This is a genomic window from Streptomyces sp. BR123 (genome assembly GCF_013401435.1).
GTDB lineage: Bacteria > Actinomycetota > Actinomycetes > Streptomycetales > Streptomycetaceae > Streptomyces.
The window spans coordinates 1-17,791 of the sequence record NZ_JACBGN010000147.1; the positions used below are offsets into that span (position 1 = coordinate 1).

17 protein-coding genes and 1 pseudogene are annotated in these 17,791 nt (G+C 74.3%); 5 read left to right on the forward strand and 13 right to left on the reverse strand.

Annotated features, from left to right (window positions below):
- Positions 1-8 precede the first annotated feature (8 nt).
- Positions 9-809, forward strand: coding sequence for an aminotransferase class IV (locus HYE82_RS21720; protein WP_179175817.1), 801 nt, complete (start codon positions 9-11; stop codon positions 807-809).
- Between the two features lie 124 nt (positions 810-933).
- A complete protein-coding gene (locus tag HYE82_RS21725) occupies positions 934-1,674 on the forward strand; it encodes a metallophosphoesterase (protein WP_179175803.1) in 741 nt (246 codons plus the stop codon).
- 61 nt (positions 1,675-1,735) lie between these two features.
- Here HYE82_RS21725 and HYE82_RS21730 read toward each other — a convergent pair whose 3' ends face one another.
- From HYE82_RS21730 to HYE82_RS21745, 4 genes and pseudogenes are all read right to left on the reverse strand, one after another.
- A complete protein-coding gene (locus HYE82_RS21730; RefSeq protein WP_179175804.1) occupies positions 1,736-2,080 on the reverse strand; it encodes a VOC family protein in 345 nt (114 codons plus the stop codon).
- Positions 2,081-2,119: 39 nt separating this feature from the next.
- On the reverse strand, positions 2,120-2,629 hold the full coding sequence (locus tag HYE82_RS21735; RefSeq protein ID WP_179175805.1) for a DUF5956 family protein: 510 nt from the start codon (positions 2,627-2,629) through the stop codon (positions 2,120-2,122).
- A gap of 63 nt (positions 2,630-2,692) precedes the next feature.
- Positions 2,693-4,033, reverse strand: a pseudogene (gene codA / locus HYE82_RS39560) (cytosine deaminase).
- A gap of 191 nt (positions 4,034-4,224) precedes the next feature.
- Positions 4,225-4,392 carry a hypothetical protein gene (locus HYE82_RS21745; protein WP_179175806.1) on the reverse strand — a complete coding sequence of 56 codons (168 nt, stop codon included), beginning with the start codon at positions 4,390-4,392 and terminating at the stop codon, positions 4,225-4,227.
- Between the two features lie 126 nt (positions 4,393-4,518).
- Here HYE82_RS21745 and HYE82_RS21750 point away from each other — a divergent pair, with 126 nt between their 5' ends.
- Together HYE82_RS21750 and HYE82_RS21755 are read left to right on the forward strand one after the other, a co-directional pair.
- Entirely contained in the window at positions 4,519-6,318 is a 1,800-nt protein-coding gene (locus HYE82_RS21750; protein WP_256987510.1) for a prolyl oligopeptidase family serine peptidase, read from the forward strand.
- An 83-nt stretch (positions 6,319-6,401) separates the two neighbouring features.
- Positions 6,402-7,313 carry an SURF1 family protein gene (locus HYE82_RS21755; protein ID WP_179175807.1) on the forward strand — a complete coding sequence of 304 codons (912 nt, stop codon included), beginning with the start codon at positions 6,402-6,404 and terminating at the stop codon, positions 7,311-7,313.
- Here the strand turns inward: HYE82_RS21755 and HYE82_RS21760 are convergent.
- From HYE82_RS21760 to HYE82_RS21790, 7 genes are all read right to left on the reverse strand, one after another.
- Positions 7,282-8,397 carry a hypothetical protein gene (locus HYE82_RS21760; protein WP_179175808.1) on the reverse strand — a complete coding sequence of 372 codons (1,116 nt, stop codon included), beginning with the start codon at positions 8,395-8,397 and terminating at the stop codon, positions 7,282-7,284. The genes HYE82_RS21755 and HYE82_RS21760 overlap by 32 nt on opposite strands.
- Positions 8,394-8,933, reverse strand: a complete 540-nt coding sequence (locus HYE82_RS21765; protein WP_256987513.1) for a SigE family RNA polymerase sigma factor — start codon at positions 8,931-8,933, stop codon at positions 8,394-8,396. Before HYE82_RS21765 ends, HYE82_RS21760 begins: the two co-directional genes overlap by 4 nt.
- 488 nt (positions 8,934-9,421) lie before the next feature.
- Positions 9,422-10,495, reverse strand: a complete 1,074-nt coding sequence (locus HYE82_RS21770) for an aspartate-semialdehyde dehydrogenase (RefSeq protein ID WP_179175809.1) — start codon at positions 10,493-10,495, stop codon at positions 9,422-9,424.
- Positions 10,492-11,772 carry an aspartate kinase gene (locus HYE82_RS21775; protein WP_179175810.1) on the reverse strand — a complete coding sequence of 427 codons (1,281 nt, stop codon included), beginning with the start codon at positions 11,770-11,772 and terminating at the stop codon, positions 10,492-10,494. The genes HYE82_RS21770 and HYE82_RS21775 overlap by 4 nt, the downstream gene beginning before the upstream one ends.
- Before the next feature lie 169 nt (positions 11,773-11,941).
- A complete protein-coding gene (locus tag HYE82_RS21780; RefSeq protein ID WP_179175811.1) occupies positions 11,942-12,616 on the reverse strand; it encodes a DUF5063 domain-containing protein in 675 nt (224 codons plus the stop codon).
- On the reverse strand, positions 12,609-13,208 hold the full coding sequence (recR, locus tag HYE82_RS21785; protein ID WP_179175812.1) for a recombination mediator RecR: 600 nt from the start codon (positions 13,206-13,208) through the stop codon (positions 12,609-12,611). The genes HYE82_RS21780 and recR overlap by 8 nt, the downstream gene beginning before the upstream one ends.
- A gap of 114 nt (positions 13,209-13,322) precedes the next feature.
- Positions 13,323-13,667 carry a YbaB/EbfC family nucleoid-associated protein gene (locus HYE82_RS21790; protein WP_179175813.1) on the reverse strand — a complete coding sequence of 115 codons (345 nt, stop codon included), beginning with the start codon at positions 13,665-13,667 and terminating at the stop codon, positions 13,323-13,325.
- 256 nt (positions 13,668-13,923) lie between these two features.
- Here HYE82_RS21790 and HYE82_RS21795 point away from each other — a divergent pair, with 256 nt between their 5' ends.
- Positions 13,924-14,697: an SLATT domain-containing protein gene (locus HYE82_RS21795; protein WP_309144400.1), complete on the forward strand. Its 774-nt coding sequence runs from the start codon at positions 13,924-13,926 to the stop codon at positions 14,695-14,697.
- Positions 14,698-14,858: 161 nt separating this feature from the next.
- Here the strand turns inward: HYE82_RS21795 and HYE82_RS21800 are convergent, their stop codons facing one another.
- Together HYE82_RS21800 and HYE82_RS21805 are read right to left on the reverse strand one after the other, a co-directional pair.
- Complete coding sequence (locus HYE82_RS21800; RefSeq protein WP_179175815.1) at positions 14,859-15,509, reverse strand: hypothetical protein; 651 nt, start codon at positions 15,507-15,509, stop codon at positions 14,859-14,861.
- A 132-nt stretch (positions 15,510-15,641) separates the two neighbouring features.
- Positions 15,642-17,791, reverse strand: a 2,150-nt coding sequence (locus HYE82_RS21805) for a glycosyltransferase family 2 protein (RefSeq protein WP_179175816.1), incomplete at its 5' end; no start/stop codon positions are given.

Sequence of the window (17,791 nt, forward strand, 5' to 3'; positions counted from 1 at the left end):
TGGGTGAGCTGAACGGGGTGGCGGTCGGGGTTCGGGAGTTGCAGGCGCTGGCGCTGGCCAACTACGGGCACTTCACGACCATGCTGGTCGAGGACGGGCGGGTGAAGGGGCTCGCGCTGCACCTGGAGCGGCTGCGGCGGGACTGCCGGATGCTGTTCGGGGCCGAACTCGACGGGGAGCGGGTGCGCGGGCTGGCGCGGCGGATGGCACCGGGCCGGGGGGCCGTCACGGTCCGGGTGACGGTGTTCGATCCGGGGCTCGATCCCGGGCGCCCCGTCGCGGCCGGTGATCCGCAGGTGCTGGTGACCGTCCGGCCGGCGGGCGGTACGGCGCTGCCGCCGCTGCGGGTGCGGTCGACGCCGTACGTGCGCGACGTGCCGGGCGTCAAGAGCGTCGGGCTCTTCGCCGGCCTGCACCACCGGCGGCAGGCCCAGCTGCACGGCTTCGACGACGCGCTGTTCGTCGGCGCCGGGCAGGCGGTGTCCGAGGGGGCCACCTGGAACGTCGGGTTCGTCGACGGCGGGCAGGTGGTCTGGCCGGACGCCGAGTGCCTCGACGGGGTGACCATGCAGTTGCTGAAGCAGGTCCACCCGTACGGCAGTCGGGGCGTGCGGCTGCCGGATGTCGCGGGGTTCGAGGCCGCCTTCGCCACCAACGCGGCGATGGGGGTGCGGGCCGTCAGTGCCGTGGACGGGGTGGGGCTTCCCGGCGCCGACGCCGGCGCTGACTCCGGTTCCGGTTCCGGTTCTCATCCGGTGATCGATGCGCTGCGCGACGCGTACGCCGCCGTTCCCGGCGACCTGCTCTAGGCCCGGCGGCCCCGGAAACGGCAGGGGTGGGGCCGCCCGCGGCGGGTAGCGTCGGACGCACCAGCGCCGAGGCCCGGGCCCGTTTCCGGGCCGCGGCGGCGGACGACGCGCGGAAGGAAGAGACGTGACCGTCATCGCCCATGTCAGCGACCTGCACCTGGACCTCGGAGAGCGCGCCACCGAGCGCGCCCGGAAGGTGCTGGACTACCTCAGGGAGCTGCCCGGCCCGGTGGACGCCGTGCTGGTGTCCGGCGACATCGCCGACCACGGCACGGACGAGGAGTACGCGCAGGCGCGCGAGCTGCTCGACCTGCCCTGGCCGGTCCTGGTCCTGCCCGGCAACCACGACCGGCGCGGGCCGTTCCGGGCCGGGCTGCTCGACGGCAAGCCGGAGGACGAGGAGCTGAACCGGGTCGTCCGCACGCCCGGTGCCGTGTTCGTGCTGTGCGACTCGACGGTCCCGGGCAAGGACGAGGGGGTGTTGAGCGACGCCACCCTGCGCCGACTCGACGACGCGCTGGCCGCCGAGGACGGCGCCCTGCCGGTGTTCGTCTGCTTCCACCATCCGCCGGTCGACCTGCACACCCCGCACGTGGACCGGGTCCGGCAGTTCGGCGAGGACCGCCTCGCCGAGGTGCTGGGCCGCCACCCGCACGTCGTCGCCCTGCTGTGCGGGCACGCGCACGCCGCCGCGGCCAGCACCTTCGCGGGGCTGCCGCTGCTCGTGGCGCCCGGGGTGGCCTCCACCGTTCCGCTGCCCCTGGAGGGCCGCCCCGTCGTGGACTTCGAGTCCGCGCCGGCGCTGGCGTTCCACGTCCTCGGCGGCGACCGGCGGCTCGTCACGCACTACCGGGCGCTGGGATAGCCTCACCGCCCTCACCGCCCTCACCGCCCTCACCGCCCGACCGCGAAAAGGCGGTCGGCGGTCAGCCGGTGACGAAGCAGAACTCGTTGCCCTCCGGGTCGCACATCGCCTGGAAGGAGCCCTGGTCGTCGGTGACGGGTCCGCCGACCGCGGTGGCGCCCAGCTCCACGGCCCGGGCCGCGGCGGCCGTGACGTCGTCGACCGCGAGGTCGAGGTGCAGCCGGTTCTTCACCACCTTGCCTTCGGGCACGGGCTGGAACGCCAGCCGCGCCACGCCGGGCAGCTCCAGGTGTGACCACCCGCGGGCCCGGTCGGCCGGCTCGGCCTCCAGCAGCCGCGCCCAGAACCGCACCAGCGTCCCCGGCTCCCGGCAGTCCACGACGATCTGGTGCAGGCGTATGCGCATGGTCGCGAGCCTACGCCCCGGAGCCCCGCCGCTCCTCGCCTACTCCTCCGCCGCCAGGGCCGCCAGTTCGGCCCGGACCAGTTCCATGAAGGCCGCCGAGGCGGCGACCTCCACCCCGCGCCCACCGGCCGCCGTCCCGAGGTGTTCCAGGACCGCCCCGACGGTGGCGAAGGGGCCGACCGGTCGCAGCAGCCACAGTCGGCCGGGCGGCCGCGGCGGCAGCCCGAGTGCGGCGACGGCCTCGTCGGTCTCGCGGTCGAGGACGTGGAGGTCCGGGTCCGCCAGCGGGACGGCGTGCACGTCGGTGACGTGCCCGTGCCCGTCGAGGACGGTGTCCACCGCCCAGTGGGTGGACCGGTCGGGGATCCAGGTGCGGGCGTGCGGGGGCCAGACGTACGGCAGGAACACCCAGGCCGCCTCCTCGGGGGCGGGCTCCCAGCCGAGAGCCTCAAGCTCCCGGACCTCCGGCAGCCGGTCCGGTTCCTGCTCGCTGCGGCCGCTGCGGCGCAGTGCGAGGGGATGCGGTGTTCCGTCCTCGTCCCACGACATGGGCGAGAGGGTACCGGCGGGCCCGGCCGGCTCAGGCCCGACACGGTGTCACGCGGCCGCCGGTCAGGGGGATTCACCGGGGGGACGGCCGAAGTCGACCTCGGCCGGGGGCTCGCCCGGCCAGGTCAGCAGGGTCGGCGCGGGCGGGGTCTCGGCAACGACCCTGCCGTGCGCCACGACGTACCGGGGCCGGACCTGGCGGCGGACCGCCTCCTGCGGGGTGGGCGCGGGCAGCACGACGAAGGATCCGGCGGCGCCCTCGGCGATGCCGTACTCGGAGGCGGTCAGTCCCAGGATGCGGGCGGCGCGGTCCGTCACCATCGAGTAGGCCACGGGGATCTCGTCCGCTCCGGTCAGCTGGGCGGCGTACAGGCCGACGAGGGCGGTCTGGAGGGGGTTGGCGGTGCCGAGCGCGTTCCACGGGTCCATGACGTCGTCGTGTCCGAAGGCCACGTTGACGCCGGCGGCCAGCATCTCCTTGACCTGGGTGAGGCCGCGCCGCTTGGGGTAGGCGTCGAAACGGCCCTGCAGGTTGAGGTTGGCGAACGGGTTGGCGACCAGGTTGATCCCGGAACGGGCCAGCAGCCGCTGGAGTTTGAAGCTGTACGCGCCGCCGTAGGAGCCCATGGCGGTCGTGTGCGAGGCGGTCGCGCGGTCCCGCAGCCCCGAGCGCAGGGCGAGCGCGGCCAGCACCTCCACGAACCGGGACTGCTCGTCGTCGATCTCGTCTCAGTGGGCGTCGACGCGCAGGCCGTGCTCCTCGGCGACGGCGAAGGCGACGCCGAGGGACGCGACCCCGTCCTCGCGGGTGTCCTCGAAGTGCGGGATCGCCCCGACGACGTCCGCGCCGCGGGCCACCGCCTCGCGCAGCAGCGCCTCGCCGCGGGGGAAGGAGAGGATGCCCTCCTGGGGGAAGGCGGTGATCTGGAGGGTCATGAACTCCCGGACCCGGTCGCGGACCTCCAGCAGCGCGTCCAGCGCGGTGAGTTCCGGGTCGGTGACGTCGCAGTGGGTCCGCACGTGCAGCACGCCCTGGGCGGCCTGCCAGCGCAGCACCTCGGTGGCGCGGGCGATGACGTCCTCGCGCGTCAGGGTGCGTTTGCGGGCGCTCCAGCAGGCGATGCCCTCCCAGAGGGTGCCGGAGGCGTTGGGGCGCGGGTCCCCGGCGGTCAGAGCGGTGTCCAGGTGGATGTGCGGTTCGACGAAGGGGGCGGTGAGCAGCCCGCCGTCCGCGTCGACGAGCACGCCGGCGGGCGGCGGGTGCGAGGGATCCGCGCGGCCGTCGTCCGGGGAGATCCGGGCGATCCTGCCGTCCGGGCCGACCCGGACCTCGTACAGGCCGGGGCGCAGCACACCGGGGCGGTCGGCGTGCAGCAGCCGGGCGCCCCGGACGGTCATCCGCATGGGGCCAGCGTAGGGCCCGGCGGGGCGTGCGGGGCCGGGGCGCGGCGGATCGGCCCCAGCGCGGCAGACGGCGGAAGGCGGACAGGCCGCAGCGCGGCAGACGGCGGAAGCGCGGCGGACAGGCCGGAGGACGGCTGGTCGGTCGTGCTGCGGCGGGTCGGCCGTGCTGCGGCGGGGTGGCCGGCGGCTGGTCAGCCGCGCTTGGCCTGGGCCTTCTGGTACATGCCCCTCGTCTTCGCCGAGAGGGTCTGCGCATCGCGGGCCGCGGACTTGGCGCGGGCCTCGGCGGCCGTGTTCTTCGCCCGCTCGTGCTCGCGCTCCGCGGCATGCGCCGTACCGGCACGCTCCTTCTTGGCCATGACGGGTCCTCCTCCGGCTTCGCAGGGCGTATGTCCTCCACTGTCCCCCCGTTCGGGGCGGGCGGCATCCGCGGCAGCGGACCGCGGACCGGCTGGCCGGGCCACCCGATCGGGTTACATAGGGGTATGACTGAGAACACGGCCACGGGCATGCCCGACTGGGAGAAGCGCTTCCGGGCGCCGCGCGTCGCACTGCCCGAGTGGGCCGAGGACGCCCCGCACCGCTCGCTGTTCGTCTCCAACGCGACGGGCACCTACGAGCTGTACGCCTGGGACCGCGCCACCGGCACCCAGCGGCAGGCCACGGAGCGGCCCAACGGCACCACCGACGGAACGCTCTCCCCCGACGGGGAGTGGATCTGGTGGTTCTCCGACACCGACGGCGACGAGTTCGGCACCTGGGTCCGCCAGCCCTTCGCGGGCGGCCCCGACGAGCCGGCCACCCCCGGCCTGGAGCCCTCGTACCCGGCCGGTCTCGCCATCGGCCGGGACGGGACGGCGGTCGTGGGCCGCTCCACCGACGAGGAGGGCTCGACCGTCCACGTGGTGCGGCCGGGCGGCGCGGAGCCGGTGGAGATCTACCGGCACCGCGAGTCGGCGGGGGTCGGTGACCTGTCCCGGGACGGCACCCTGATCGCGATCGAGCACACCGAGCACGGCGACGCCATGCACTCGTCCCTGCGCGTGGTCACCCTCGACGGCACCACGGTCGCGGAGCTGGACGACTCCCGCGGCGGCACCCTGGAGCTGGGCCTGGAGGTCCTCGGTTTCGCCCCGGTCGCCGGCGACACCCGGCTGCTCGTCGGCCACCAGCGGCGCGGCCGCTGGGAGCCGATGGTGTGGGACACGGCCACCGGTTCCGAGCAGGAGCTGCTGCTGGACCTGCCGGGCGACGTGAGCGCCGAATGGTATCCGGACGGCTCGGCGCTGCTGGTCGAGCACAGCTTCGAGGCGCGCAGCGAGCTGTGGCGCTACGACCTGGCCGCGCAGGAGCTGACCCGGGTGGAGACCCCGCCCGGCACGGTCTCGGGTGCGACGGCGCGGCCCGACGGGACGGTCGAGTACCAGTGGTCCTCGGCGGCCGAGCCCTCGGCGATCCGGTCGACGGCGGGCGGGGTGGTGCTGGATGCGCCGGGCTTCCGGCCGCCCCGCTCGGTCCCGGTGGAGGACGTGTGGGTCGAGGGCCCGGGCGGGCGGATCCACGCGCTCGCGCAGCGGCCCGTCGGCCACGGCGAGGGCCCCTTCCCCACCGTGTTCGAGGTGCACGGCGGTCCGACCTGGCACGACTGCGACGCCTTCGCGGCCGCCCCGGCCGCCTGGCTGGACCACGGCTTCGCGGTGGTCCGGGTCAACTACCGGGGCTCGACGGGATACGGCCGCGAGTGGACCGACGCCCTCAAGCACCGGGTCGGTCTGATCGAGCTGGAGGACATCACCGCGGTCCGCGAGTGGGCGGTGGCCTCGGGCCTGGCGGACCCGTCCCGGCTGGTGCTGTCGGGCGGCTCGTGGGGCGGGTACCTGACGCTGCTGGGCCTGGGCATGCAGCCGGAGGCCTGGGCGGTGGGGCTGGCCGCCGTACCGGTCGCGGACTACGTGACCGCGTACCACGACGAGATGGAGGCGCTGAAGGCCCTGGACCGCACCCTGTTCGGCGGCACGCCGGAGGAGGTCCCGGAGCGCTTCGCGGCGTCCTCCCCGCTCACGTACGTGGACGCGGTGCAGGCGCCGGTGCACATCGCGGCGGGCGTGAACGACCCGCGCTGCCCGATCCGGCAGATCGACAACTACGTGGACCGGCTGGCGGCGCGCGGCGCGGTGCACGAGGTGTACCGGTACGACGCCGGGCACGGCTCGCTGGTGGTGGAGGAGCGGATCAAGCAGGTCAGGATGGAGATCGACTTCGCGCTGAAGCACCTGCCGCGCTGAAGCGGGGTCACGGGCGGCGGGGGCGGACCGCGCGGCGAACCCCCGCCACCGTGATCGCGGTGCACCCCCCGTACGGTGGTGGGGTGCACCGGTTTCTCCTGACCCCGCGCTGGTGGGGGATTAACGTCTTCGTCGCGCTGGCCGTTCCCGTCTGCCTGTTCATGGGGACCTGGCAGCTCGGCCGGTTCGAGGACCGCGTCGACACCCACCGGGAGGCGTCCGGGGCGCGCCCCGCCGAGGAGGCGGCCGCGCCGCTGGACTCGCTGCTTCCGGTGGACAAGAAGACCTCCGGCCGCCTCGCCACCGTCTCCGGGCAGTACGCCGACCAGCTGCTGGTCCCCGAGCGGCGGCTCGACGGGAAGGACGGCTTCTACGTCCTGACCCTGCTGAAGACCGACTCCGGCAAGACCGTCCCCGTGGTGCGGGGCTGGCTGCCGGGCACGGCGGACCCCGGCCGGGCGCCGGCCGCACCGGGCGGGCGGGTCGAGGTGACGGGCGCCCTGCAGGCCTCGGAGACCTCCACCAGCAAGGGCGTGCACTCCCAGGGCGGGCTCCCGGCCGGGCAGCTCGGGGTGATCGGGGCGGCCTCGCTGGTCAACCTGGTGCCGTACGAGCTGTACGACGCCTGGCTGACGGTGCAGGCCCCGGCGGACGGGCTGACGCCGGTGCCCGCGAAGGCGCCGAGCAACACCGGGCTGGACCTGAAGGCGTTCCAGAACCTGGGCTACACCGGCGAGTGGTTCGTCTTCGCCGCGTTCGTGCTGTTCATGTGGTTCCGGCTGTACCGCCGCGAGGTGGAGTCCCTGCGCGACGCCGAGGCGGGGCTGCTGCCCGCGGCCGAAGCAGCTGCAGGCGCCGACGCGGGCGCAGGAGCAGACACGGGCGCAGGAGCCGACGCGGCCGGCGGGGAGGCCCCGGCTGCCGCGTCCGCAGCGCCGGGGTCGGAGGAGCCGGAGGAGCCGGTCAGGGCTTCTGCGCCGCGTCGACCGGAATGACGCCCGTCCGGTAGAGCGTGCCCCCGCAGGCCGCCGGGATCGTCGCCCTGGTGGTCGGGGCCGGCGCGCCCGGCACCGCCGTGGCTGGGGTGTGGGACACCGCCACGCCTGTGGTGGCCGCGGCCGGCTCGGCGGCCCCGCCCGCCGCCGGTTCCGCCGCGGCCGTGCCGTCGGCCGGGAGCTGCTCCTGCGGCGTACTGCCCGCCGGGGGCTTGGTCCCCGGGTCGGCGCTGGCCGCCGGGCAGGACATCCCCGAGGGCACCCAGGCGAAGCGGACCTCGTACGCCGCGTACGGCTGGAGCACCAGCGACGGCGCCTCCGCCGACGGGTCGGGCAGCCCGGGCGCCGCGTCCCCCGCGGTGTGGCCGACGACGGTGACGCCGCCGGCCCCGCCGGACGCGGAGGAGCTCACCGAGGCCGCGGTCACGGTGTCCGGGCCGACGACGCTGCAGCCGCGGGCCGACACGTTGGTCACCGTGAAGCTGCCGTACACCTTCCCGTCGGCCTCTGGGGCGCGGGCGTTGGCCTGCACCCCGAGCTGGTCGGCGCTGCACCCCGGTGCGGCGGGGGACGCCACGGGCGGCATCGGGCCGCCGGAGCTCCCGGTCGCGCCGCCCGTGCCGCCGGCGGACGGGTCGGCCGTGCCGCCGCCCGACGGGGAGCCTGCGGCGGTGGGGTCCGAGCCGGCGGTGGTACCGCCGTGCCCTCCGGGGCCCGCGCCGGCACCTTTGGGCTGCTTGGGCGGGTGGCCCGCTCCGCTGTGGTCGTGGCCGTGGCCACCGGCGCCCGCTCCGGTGGCGGCTTCCTCGCCGTGTCCGGCCATGGCGGAGTGGTCGCTGACGCTGCCCTCGCCGCCCGCGATGCCCAGGTGCAGGGCGGTGGGCAGGGCGGTGCCGGCCAGCAGCGCGGCCGCGGCGGCGCCGACGATGGCCCGGCGCTTGCGGGCCCGGCGGGCGGGGACGGCGGACCGCAGCCGGTCCAGGGCGCCGGCGGAGGGCTCCAGGCCCGAGACGGCGGCGTGCAGCAGGGTGCGCAGCTCCTGCTCGTCGCCGGCCCCGTCCGGTCGCGTGTGGTCGTCCATCATGACTGCTGAGCCTCCATCGCCACCCGCAGCGCGGCAATGCCCCGCGATCCGTACGCCTTCACCGAGCCGAGCGAGACGCCGAGGGTCTCGGCGACCTGGGCCTCGGTCATGTCCGCGAAGTACCGCAGCACCAGCACCTCGCGCTGGCGCCGCTGCAGTCCGCGCATCGCCTTGATGAGGTCGTCCCGTTCCAGCTGGTCGTACGCGCCCTCCTCGGCGCTGGCCATGTCCGGCATCGGCTTCGACAGCAGCTTCAGGCCGAGGATGCGGCGGCGCAGCGCGGAGCGGGAGAGGTTGACCACCGTCTGGCGCAGGTACGCCAGCGTCTTGTCCCGGTCCCGGACCCGGTCGCGGGCCGAGTGGACGCGGATGAACGCCTCCTGGACGACGTCCTCGCAGGAGGCGGTGTCGTCGAGGAGCAGCGCGGCCAGGCCCAGCAGCGAGCGGTAGTGGGCCTGGTAGGTCTCGGTGAGGTGGTCGACCGTGGTGCCGGCCACGACCACGGGCGGCGGCGCGGTGGCAGCGGCCTCGGACAGGGGCGTGGCGGCGGACCCGGGCAGGGCGGTGGCAGCGGCCCCGGCGCCGGTCCCGCCGATCCCTTCGTGCGTGTCGTGCGCCTCGTGCGTGTCGTGCGCCTCGTGCGTGCCGTGCGTGCCGTGCGTGTCGTTCGCGTCCGGGTCGGCAGGTCCCGCGCTATCGCGCGGCGTGGGCACGCGGCCGCCCGGGGGTCGGCAGGGCGGAGGGGGGCGGCACGGTCACCGGGATGTCGCCGGTCGTCCGGGTGCGCCGACGCCGCGGTGCAGCAACCGTGCTGCGCACCGGTGCGCTGTCGCGTACGAGTAGTGCCTCTGCCACGCCAGTTGGACACGCGTCCCCCCACCAGGGTTGTACGCGCGAGGCGGACCGGCCAGCACCATCCTCATTGCCCTCATGCGTACTCGTTCTTCCTGATTGCCCTGGCCGTCCAGCGGCAGTCAGGCCATCACCTTGATCAAGGGATCAGCACCTGATCCTACAAAGTGCATTACGCGAATTCACCAGCGATCAGTTCCGCGATTCGCACGGCGTTCAGGGCGGCGCCGCCCTGGAGGTTGTCGGCGCACACGAAGAACTCCAGCGAGCGCGGGTCGTCGAGGGAGGCGCGCAGCCGTCCCACCCACGCCGGGTCCGTTCCCGCCGCGTCCACAGGGGTCGGGAACTCGCCCGCCGCCGGTTCGTCCACGACGACCACGCCCGGGGCGGCCTGGAGGACCTCGCGGGCCCGCCCGGCGGCCGCAGGGGCCTCGAACCGGGCGCGGACGCTCAGCGAGTGCCCGGTCAGCACAGGCACCTGGACGCAGGTCACCGCCACCGGAAGGGTGTCCAGCCCGAGGACCCGTCGGGTCTGGGCCCGTACGGCGAGCTCGTGGGTGGACCAGCCGTCGTCGCCGAGCTGCCCGGACCACGGGACGACGTTCAGCGCGAGGGGGCCCGCGAAGGGGCCGGTGTCCTCGCCGACCGCGCGCCGCACGTCCCCGGTCATCTCGCCCAGCGGGGTCCCGGCCACCAGCGACAGCTGGCGGCGCAGCGCCTCGGAGCCGGCCCGTCCGGCGGCGCTCGCGGCCTGGTACGAGGACACGGTCAGGTCGGCGAGCCCGTACTCGGCGTGCAGGGCGCCCAGGGCGGCGGTCAGCGCGGCGGTGACGCAGTCCGGGCCGGCCACGATGCCGCGCGGCCGGTGCCGTACGGCGGCGGCGTTGACCTCGGGCACCACGAGCGGCACCTCGGGGTCCTCGCGGAAGGCGGCGGACCGGTCGACGACGGCGGCGCCGCGCGCGGTGGCGACGGGCGCCCAGCGGGCCGAGACCTCGGCCGGGGTCAGGAAGATCACGATGTCGCCGTGGCCGAGGCCGTCGAAGGCGTCCTCGGTGAGGGCGAGGACCTCGGTCTCCTCCGCGCGGACGGCCAGCATGCGGCCGGCCGAGCGCGCGGAGGCGATCAGGCGGATGTCGCCCCAGACGTCCGCCCGCCGGGACAGGATCTGGAGCAGGACGGTTCCGACTGCCCCGGTCGCCCCGACCACGGCGAGCGCCGGGCCGGAGGACCGGGCGCTGGTCATCGTCCGGTGCCTCCGTAGACGACGGCCTCGTCGCTGTCGGAGTCGAGGCCGAAGGCCGTGTGGACGGCGACGACGGCGGCGTTGACGTCGTCCTGGCGGGTCACCACCGAGATGCGGATCTCGGAGGTGGAGATCAGCTCGATGTTGACGCCCGCGTCGGACAGCGCCTGGAAGAAGGAGGCGGTGACGCCGGGGTGGGTCTTCATGCCCGCGCCGACCAGGGAGATCTTGCCGATCTGGTCGTCGTAGCGCAGGGAGTCGAAGCCGATCTGCGCCTTCGCCTTCTCCAGGGCGTCGATGGCCTTGTGGCCCTCGGTCTTGGGGAGGGTGAAGGAGATGTCCGTCAGGCCGGTCGCCGCGGCGGACACGTTCTGGACGATCATGTCGATGTTGATCTCGGCGTCCGCAATGGCGCGGAAGATGGCCGCGGCCTCGCCCGGCTTGTCCGGGACGCCGACGACGGTGATCTTGGCTTCGGAGACGTCGTGGGCGACTCCGGAGATGATGGCGTGCTCCACCTGATCGTCCCCTTGCGACTCGGGCTTCTCGTTGCTGACCCAGGTACCCGGCAGTCCGGAGAAGGACGAGCGGACGTGGATCGGGATGTTGTAACGGCGCGCGTACTCGACGCAGCGGTGCAGCAGCACCTTGGAGCCGGAGGCGGCGAGCTCCAGCATGTCCTCGGAGGAGATCCAGTCGATCTTCCGGGCCTTCTTCACCACGCGCGGGTCGGCGGTGAAGACGCCGTCGACGTCGGTGTAGATCTCGCAGACCTCGGCGTCCAGCGCCGCGGCGAGCGCGACGGCGGTGGTGTCCGAGCCGCCGCGGCCCAGGGTGGTGATGTCCTTGCTGTCGGCGGACACGCCCTGGAAGCCGGCGACAATGGCGATGTTGCCCTCGTTCAGCGCGGTGCGGATACGGCCCGGCGTGACATCGATGATGCGCGCTTTGTTGTGGACCGAGTCGGTGATGACGCCTGCCTGGCTGCCGGTGAACGACTGGGCCTCGTGGCCCAGGTTTTTGATCGCCATGGCCAGCAGCGCCATGGAGATCCGCTCTCCGGCGGTCAGCAGCATGTCGAACTCACGTCCGGCAGGCATCGGCGACACCTGCTCGGCGAGATCGATCAGCTCGTCCGTCGTGTCGCCCATCGCGGAAACCACGACGACCACCTGGTGGCCGTTCTTCTTGGCGTCCACGATCCGCTTGGCGACGCGCTTGATGCCCTCGGCATCGGCTACGGAGGAGCCTCCGTACTTCTGCACGACAAGGCCCACGTGCGCTCCTCGCTCAATTCCAGTACTCCGGTCGCGGGCCAGTCTAACGAGCGACCGCAATCCGGCCGCCACGTACCACATCATGAGACATTTGGGTCACCCCATGATCAGTCCGTTTCGGCGGGGGGACCGCTCCCTCTTCGCGCCCTGCCGTGCTCCGCTTCCCGCCCTACCGTTCGCCGACCGGCCTCGGGGCCGCCCGGCGGCCGATCGTGCCGAGTTCCTCGGCCATCACCCGGCCGGCCTGCTCGGCGAGGTCTTCCTCGGCCAGGTCCTCGTCCGTGTCCAGCCCGTCCAGGGCCGCCAGCGGCTGGTCCAGGCGTACGTGCGCGACCAGCGACTGCAGGGCGCGCAGGGTCGCGGAGGCCGTCGAGCCCCAGTTGGAGAAGTAGGAGAACTGCCACCACCACAGGGCCTCGGCCGTCCGGCCCGCCCGGTAGTGCGCCAGGCCGTGCCGCAGGTCGGTGACCACGTCGGCGATGTCGTCGGAGATCCGGTGGGCGACCGGCGTCTTGCGCGGCTCGTACGGGTCGAAGACCTCGGAGTACACGTCGATCGGGTCGAGCAGGTACGCGAACCGCTCGCGCAGCTCGTCCACGTCCGGCTCCGGGCCGAGGTCGGGCTCGTAGCGCTCGTCGGGCAGGACGTCCTGGTACGCGCCGAGCCGGCCGCCCGCCAGCAGCAGCTGGGAGAACTCCAGCAGGAGGAAGGGCACCGCGCTGTCCGGGTCCTCGCCCTTGGCCACCTCGGTGACCGCGACGATGAACGACTCGATCTGGTCCGCGATCTGGACGGCGAAGTCGTCCGGGTCCTGGGCCAGGGCGTGCAGCGTTGCGTCAGACATCGAGAAGTCGCCTTCCTTCAAAGGCCCGCCCGAGCGTGACCTCGTCCGCGTACTCCAGGTCTCCCCCGACGGGGAGCCCGCTGGCCAGGCGGGTGACCTTCAGGCCCATGGGCTTGATCATGCGCGCGAGGTACGTGGCCGTGGCCTCGCCCTCCAGGTTCGGGTCGGTGGCCAGGATCAGCTCGGTCACCTCGCCGTCCGCGAGCCGCGCCAGCAGCTCGCGGATGCGCAGGTCGTCCGGGCCGACGCCCTCGATCGGGCTGATCGCGCCGCCCAGGACGTGGTACCTGCCCCGGAACTCGCGGGTCCGCTCGATGGCGACCACGTCCTTCGGCTCCTCCACCACGCAGATGACGGTGAGGTCGCGGCGCGGGTCGCGGCAGATGCCGCACTGCTCCGCCTGCGCCACGTTGCCGCACACGGCGCAGAACCGGACCTTCTCCTTGACCTCCAGCAGCGCGTGCGCGAGGCGCCGGACGTCGGTCGGCTCCGCCTGCAGGATGTGGAAGGCGATCCGCTGCGCGCTCTTGGGCCCGACTCCGGGCAGCCTGCCCAGCTCGTCGATCAGGTCCTGGACCACGCCTTCGTACAACGGACTGCCTTCTTTCTGTACTGCTCTGGATGCCGGATGACTGGCTGATGGAGCCCGTAAGGCCTTGGCCGGGGCCGGACGGGGGCCGTGGGCGGGTGGCCCGGGGCGCAGGGCCTAGAACGGCAGGCCGGGGATGCCGCTGCCGCCGCCCAGGCCCTGGGCGAGGGGGCCCAGCTTCTGCTGCTGGAGCGCCTGGGCGTTCTCGTTGGCCGCCTGGACGGCCGCGACGACCAGGTCGGCCAGGGTCTCGGTGTCCTCCGGGTCCACGGCCTTGGGGTCGATCACGAGGGCGCGCAGCTCACCGGAGCCGTTGACGGTGGCCTTGACGAGGCCGCCGCCCGCCTGGCCCTCCACCTCGGTGCGCGCCAGCTCCTCCTGGGCCGCCGCGAGGTCCTGCTGCATCTTCTGGGCCTGCTGGAGCAGCTGCTGCATGTTGGGCTGTCCGCCACCGGGAAACACAGGTCACTCTCTTCCGTGCCGTCGGAACGCTTGGTCAATCCGAGCCTACGTGCTCCCCGCGCGCGGCGCCCTACGCCGTGAGGACCAACTCTTTCGAGTGAGTGGCCGGGCGTGCGCGCCGCTGCCGGTGACCTTCTTGTGAGCGGGAATCCGGGGATTCTTCGCGCACCGGCCGTCATTCGAAGGTAGGAAGAGCATGCGCATCATTGCGCACACGCGCACCACCACACGTCAGCGCAGGCAGAGGGAGCGCCGGGTGAGCCAGCCGGAGATGCAGCCCGAGGGGCCACCCCGGGATCCCCTGGAACCCCGGGAGTCCCCGGGATCCCGGGAGGAGGGCGGCGGGCCCATGGCGGCGGGCGATCTGACCGGCGGACCGTTCCCCCTCGGGGACTGGGGTGAGCCCGCCGAACGGCTGGACGAGCTCTACCGTCGGGTCGAGGCGGATGCACTGCGCACGGCGGAGTGGTACCTGTCCGACCGCGCATGGAAGCGCAGGGGCGCGCGGACCCTGCGGGTGGGCGCCGCCGTGGGGGCGGTCGTGGGCGCCTCGATGCCGCTGCTGGAGCTCACCGGGGCCGCGCCCGGCGCCACCACGTACGGCTGTCTTTCGCTGCTGCTGGCCGCGGCCTGTGTGGCCTGCGACAAGTTCTTCGGCCTGACCTCGGGCTGGATGCGGGACGTCGCGACGGCCCAGGCAGTGCAGCGCCGGCTGCAGACGCTCCAGTTCGACTGGGCCTCGGAGAACGTACGGGAGGTCCTGGGCCCCACCGAGGGCACGGCGAGCGAGGCCGCGGAGCGCTGCCTGACGGTGCTGCGGCGGTTCTCGGAGGACGTGGCCGAACTCGTGCGCTCCGAGACCGCCGAGTGGATGCTGGAGTTCGGTTCGGGGCCCGCGCCGCTGGTGCTCCAGTCGCTCGGCGGCTCCGCCCCCCGCTCCGAGGCCGGGCTCCCGCCGGCGCGGTTCCCGCTGCCGCCCGGGACCCGGCCCAACATGCCGCGGCAGCGGCCCCCGGAGCAGCCCCGCTGAAGCGGTACGTCCGCCCGGGCCCCCGGGGGCCGGCCGGCCCCGGCCAGCCGGTTCAGCCGGGCCCCGGCCCGTCGGCCGGTCGGCCGGTTCGCCGGTCACCCGTCGGCCGGGGCGCGGTTCGCGCGGTCGCGGGTCGCGGGTCGCGGGTCGCGGGTCGCGGGTCAGCTGAAGATGATCATCGAGCCCTGGCCGAGGCTGCGGGTCGCGGCCGCGTGCAGGCCCAGCCACACGTGCCGCTCCCGGGCGAAGGGGCTGTCGTCGTACGGAACCGGACCCGCCGGCTCCTCCAGTGAGGTCGGCCGGCCCGGCGGGGCCGGAGCCACCGGCGGGTTCACCGGATCGATCCCGATCGCCGGGGCCACCACCGCCAGCTCCCGCAGCAGGCCCTGCGCCGACCCCAGCGGCCCGCCCGCGCCCAGCAGCTCCTCGTTCGCCAGGGGCGCCGAGAAGTCCACCGGGACGTACGCCCCGGCGTGGTCGTAGTGCCACACCAGGTGCGACTGCCGGGCCGTGGCCTCGAACATCTCCAGCAGCTGCTCGTAGTCCCCGCCCAACCCGTCCACCGGGGTCACCGGCAGCCCGCGGACCTGCAGCAGGTACGCCCGCCGCAGGAAGTGCAGGGCGTCGTAGTCGAAGCCGGCGACCGGGGCCACATCCCCGCTGAGGCCCGGCATGTAGGCGAACACCGGCACGGACGGCAGTCCGGCCTCGCCCAGCGCCCTGTCGTACGAGGCGATCTCTTCCGCGAAGGGATTGTCGGGGCTGTGGCACAGCACGTCGACAAGGGGGACCAGCCACAGGTCACAGGCCACTCGGGCTCCGATCAGTCGTTGCCGCCGATGCCGTCAGCGTAATGCGCCGGACACCCTCCGCGAAGGCCTGCGCAGAACCCGGCCGGAAGCCGGGCCCTGCGGCGGGCCGTTCCGCGGTCCCGGCGGCGGTGGCTACGACTGCGGCTGCGCCCCGCCCGGGACCGCGCCCGGGACCGTGTCGGGCCGCGGGCCGACCCGCCACACCCACACGTCCAGCACCTGCTCCGGCTGCTGCCCCAGCAGCTCGCTGATCAGGGACTTCAGCTCGTCCGACCGGTCCTGGAACGGCAGCACCACCGCGCCGGCCTTCCAGTGCTCCAGGTCCTGCCGGGCCTGCTCCCGCCACCGCGGCGTCACCTCGGGCGGCGCGGCCCCGTAGCGGACGTCCCGCAGCAGGTTCGACAGGTGGCGCGGCGCGGCCCCGTAGATCCCGATCCGCTCGGGCCCCCACGGGCCGTTGAAGTAGCCCCCGGCGAGGCGGAAGCCGAAGTCCGCCTCGACCTGCCAGTGCAGGGCGTCGGCCTGGCCCGGGTCGGGCAGCGGCACCGGAACGAGTACCCCGCCCTGGTCGACGTAGCCCTTCCAGGCGCCCGAGGTGATGAACGCGGGCACCGGCGCACGGTCCCGTACGGCCAGCGGCAGCGGCAGGATCGGGATCAGCGCCGCCGCGACCGCCAGCAGACCGACGGCGCGCAGCTCGCGGGTGCGTGCCTGCGCGACCCGGTCGAGCGCGAGGGCGATCAGGATGCCCAGGACCGGCGCGCACACCATCGCCACCCGGCCTTCGATCACCGACTCGAACAGCGGCATCCGCGCGAACACCGCCCAGGGGCCGGGAAGCACGAGGTCGGTGCGCGGTACGGGCACCCGCGGCCCGAGGGACAGCAGCAGCGCCACGGCCCCGGTGATCGCCAGGGCGCGGACGGCGGGGCGCCGCCACATCCACACGCACACGGCCGTGCCGAGGGCCAGCAGCGGCCAGCCGTAGAAGGCGTTCTGCTCGGTGGTGTTCAGCGAGAGGCGCCCCGCGGTCTCGGCGTCGCCGAACAGGGAGCGGGCGGCGTACTCGATCAGGGCGAGCGGGCTGTTGCCTGCGTTGTCCCCGTGCAGGACCGAGTGGTAGCTCTGCGGACCGAAGAACTGCCAGGACAGCGGAAAGGCCAGCAGGGGCAGGCAGACCGCCAGGGCGATCCCCAGGCCCCGCAGGAGCGACGGCGCGGCGGCGAGGGCGCGGCGGCGGTCGACGGCGAGCCAGGCGAGGCAGTAGACCAGCATGCCGAGCGCGGCGATGAGCAGCGGCTCCTCGCCCAGGAAGATCTGGTACGTCGCGAACAGCCCGAGCAGTACCCCGTCGCGGACCACGTTCCGCCCCTCGGCGAGGCGCAGCGCCCGATCGATGATCAGAGGGAGCATGAAGAGCACGACGAAGTTCGGGTGGCCGTTGGCGTGCGAGACCATCGGCGGCGCGAACGCGGCGAGCGCCCCGCCGACGGCCGCCGCCCAGCGGTTCGGCGTACAGCGGCGGCGGATCAGCCAGTACCAGGTCCAGGCGCTGGCTGCCATGCCGAGGGTCAGGACGAGGGCGAACGTGACGGTCTCGCCGAACAGCAGCGTGACCGGGATGAGCGGCACCGTCAGGCCGAGCATCGTCGCGTTCGCCATCAGGTTCACGCCGTCGGGCATGCCCTGGGCGGTGGTGAAGAGCGGATTGCGCAGGTGGGCGATGTTGTCGGTCGCGACGCCGACGAACCACTCCCACTGGTTCTGGTCCTGGAGCGCGTCCTTCAGGTAGCGGCCGTCGAGGTCGGCCCACAGGCCGTGGAAGACGTAGAAGGAAAGAGCCAGGAAGACGGCGGCGACGGTGAGGCCGCCTGCGTTCAGGCGCAGCAGGTCCCCGAACGCCCCGCGCAGCTCGGCGGCGCCGCGGCGGGACGGCGCCGGCCGGGCGGCCCGCGCAGCGGCGCGGAGGCGCAGCGGCACCTCGACGACGGCCCCGGCACCGGCGCGGCGGCGCAGCAGGCGGGTGACCTCGGCGTCGACGGCCGGGCCGTCGAGGGTCGAGGCGGCGAAGGCGGCCCGCGCCCGGTCCCCGTCGAAGAGGGCGAAGCCGAAGGTGTCGGCGCGGAACCCGGGGACCCCGGGGATGCCGAGCGCCCGCACGAGACGGCTCCCGGTCCGGCCGAGGACGGCGGCGGTGCCATTGGCTTCGCTGTCGGTGTCGGGAGCCGGGCCATCGGCGCCGGCGCCGGCGTCGGCTCCGGTGTCGGGGGTGGGGGCTGGGG

What these genes read in the sequence shown, in the direction of transcription:
- HYE82_RS21730 (WP_179175804.1), bottom strand. Translation starts at nt 2,080, where the DNA reads ATGCGCATACGCCTGCACCAGATCGTCGTGGACTGCCGGGAGCCGGGG.
- HYE82_RS21735 (WP_179175805.1), bottom strand. Translation starts at nt 2,629, where the DNA reads ATGTCGTGGGACGAGGACGGAACACCGCATCCCCTCGCACTGCGCCGC.
- HYE82_RS21745 (WP_179175806.1), bottom strand. Translation starts at nt 4,392, where the DNA reads ATGGCCAAGAAGGAGCGTGCCGGTACGGCGCATGCCGCGGAGCGCGAG.
- HYE82_RS21750 (WP_256987510.1), top strand. Translation starts at nt 4,519, where the DNA reads ATGACTGAGAACACGGCCACGGGCATGCCCGACTGGGAGAAGCGCTTC.
- HYE82_RS21760 (WP_179175808.1), bottom strand. Translation starts at nt 8,397, where the DNA reads ATGATGGACGACCACACGCGACCGGACGGGGCCGGCGACGAGCAGGAG.
- HYE82_RS21770 (WP_179175809.1), bottom strand. Translation starts at nt 10,495, where the DNA reads ATGACCAGCGCCCGGTCCTCCGGCCCGGCGCTCGCCGTGGTCGGGGCG.
- HYE82_RS21780 (WP_179175811.1), bottom strand. Translation starts at nt 12,616, where the DNA reads ATGTCTGACGCAACGCTGCACGCCCTGGCCCAGGACCCGGACGACTTC.